1 protein-coding gene and 2 pseudogenes are annotated in these 1849 nt (G+C 44.7%); 2 read left to right on the plus strand and 1 reads right to left on the minus strand.

Translation table 11 applies throughout. The annotated features are described in order from the left end of the window. Window positions 1-908, plus strand: a pseudogene (locus IQR33_RS33640) (dolichyl-phosphate-mannose--protein mannosyltransferase); the annotation flags it as partial. A 4-nt stretch (window positions 909-912) separates the two neighbouring features. Beyond that, window positions 913-1311: a GtrA family protein gene (locus IQR33_RS19750; protein ID WP_017634704.1), complete on the plus strand. Its 399-nt coding sequence runs from the start codon at window positions 913-915 to the stop codon at window positions 1309-1311. 129 nt (window positions 1312-1440) lie between these two features. Here IQR33_RS19750 and IQR33_RS19755 read toward each other — a convergent pair. Beyond that, window positions 1441-1849 (minus strand): annotated as a pseudogene (locus tag IQR33_RS19755) (hypothetical protein); the annotation flags it as partial.

Below are 1849 nucleotides of genomic sequence, written 5' to 3' on the forward strand. Positions count from 1 at the left end.
TCTTTGGCTTGGCTTGCGGGCTGTTAGCGAAAGGTCCGGTGGCGATCGTGATCATGGGCATCGCAGTGTTTCCTTGGCTCGTGATTCAGCATGGTTTCTTTGGTGCCTTCAAAGCCTTGTGGCAGCGTTTTCCAATTGTGTCGGGGTTGGCGTTCATGCTGGCGATTGCTCTACCGTGGTACATCATGGCTGAAATGGCGACGCCTGGATTTATTGATTACTTCATTGTTGGCGAGCACTTTAAGCGTTTTGTTGTCAGCGGTTGGGAAGGGGACCTGTATGGCTCTGCTCATGATCAACCACGTGGGATGATCTGGGTATTCTGGCTACAATCGGCTGCGCCTTGGTCAATCGTATTGCCTATCTTGGCGTGGAAACGTCGTAAGGTGCTCAAAGCCATTGAAACCGATCATCAAGGTCTATTTAGCTTCCTGATGTGTTGGCTGATTTCTCCAATGCTCTTGTTCACCATGGCTGGGAATATTTTGCCTGCTTACGTACTACCGGGTGTGCCTGCGTTGGGTATCTTGATTGCGATGCTGGTGGATAAACACGATTTCAAATGGTTGACCGGAACGGCAGCGGTGTTGCCAGCCCTGCTTATGATTGCGATGTTGGGTTTGAATATGGGCAAAGCGGATAGCCGCAGCGACCGCATTATCTTCGCGCAAATTAATGACAACGCTCCGGTCTTTTATATTGGTAAGCGCCCGTTCTCAGGCCAGTTCTATAGTCATGGTCAGGCGAAAAAGCTTGAAGATAAGAATGACTTAAACAATCTGAAGAAATTCCGCCTGATTGGTAAATCGCAGCAAGTGGATAGCATGATTCATGAAAATGCGTTGAGTTGTACCAACGAGTTCACAGCAAAATCGAAACGCTCACTCTACACCTGTGTGGTTGGATAACGGAATGCGCAAATTACCAAAATTTACTTCGCTGGAAAGGTTTGCTCTAGTAGGTGGTGTCGGCTTTATGGTCGACACCCTTATCTTTTCTGTGTTGTTCCATAGGTTTGGTCTGGATCTGATGCTGGCTCGTGGGATAGCATTTTTGTTTGCAGCTACCACAACGTGGCTTGGCAATCGCTGGCTGACTTTCTCTCAAGCAGAAAAAACCAACCCTTTCGCTCAATGGCAAAAATTTATGGCGAGTGCCTTTATCAGTGCTTTGCCTAACTTTATTGTGTTCAAAGGCGTAACGCTCGCGCTAGGAACGCAAGGGGTGATGGTCTATTTGGCTTTGATCTTAGGCATATTGGCAGGCATGGTGAGTAACTATTTACTCAGTGCAAAATGGGTGTTTAGTTGAGGATAGAAAGGTTCGGGCTTACTATCCTATCCTCGAGTTAAAAATTCGTTATTTGAACCAATTTTTCTTTTTGTACATCAGAGTAAACCTAAAGCTTTGGGGGATGTAAAAAGGTAAACAAGCCAAGGTTTATACCTTGGCTGCCGTTAGTTCAGATTTTGATTTTTCAATCTCAGATTCCGTTTGCCACTTGCCGTTGTAAAGGTATTCACGCTCAGGAAGTGGGGCATTTGACGCCCTTAAATCAAATACCTCTTCGGTTTGGTATTCTCTACTACAAACAGGAATACTAAAAAGCCTTGATTCTGGCTTTGCTTCAAACAGCTTTTTATGGTCATCAACCTCTGTACAATTCAGTTTGTAGACCTTTGACAGTTGCGTGACCATGGATTCTAAATCCGCTTCAGTTTTAAAGAAAACATAACAATCTGATCTATCTTGTGAGCGAAAGATAGTCTTATGAGCAGTATCTCGATATCTGCATATGTCATGCTTAAAATAGAACTGGATCACTTTCCTTTTTTTATTGTAGTCCGCA

The organism is Vibrio sp. OPT46, from assembly GCF_015163535.1.
In the GTDB taxonomy this organism is placed as follows: Bacteria; Pseudomonadota; Gammaproteobacteria; order Enterobacterales; family Vibrionaceae; genus Vibrio; species Vibrio alginolyticus.

Coding starts and splice junctions, on each gene's coding strand:
- IQR33_RS19750 (WP_017634704.1), top strand. CDS start 913: ATGCGCAAATTACCAAAATTTACTTCGCTGGAAAGGTTTGCTCTAGTA.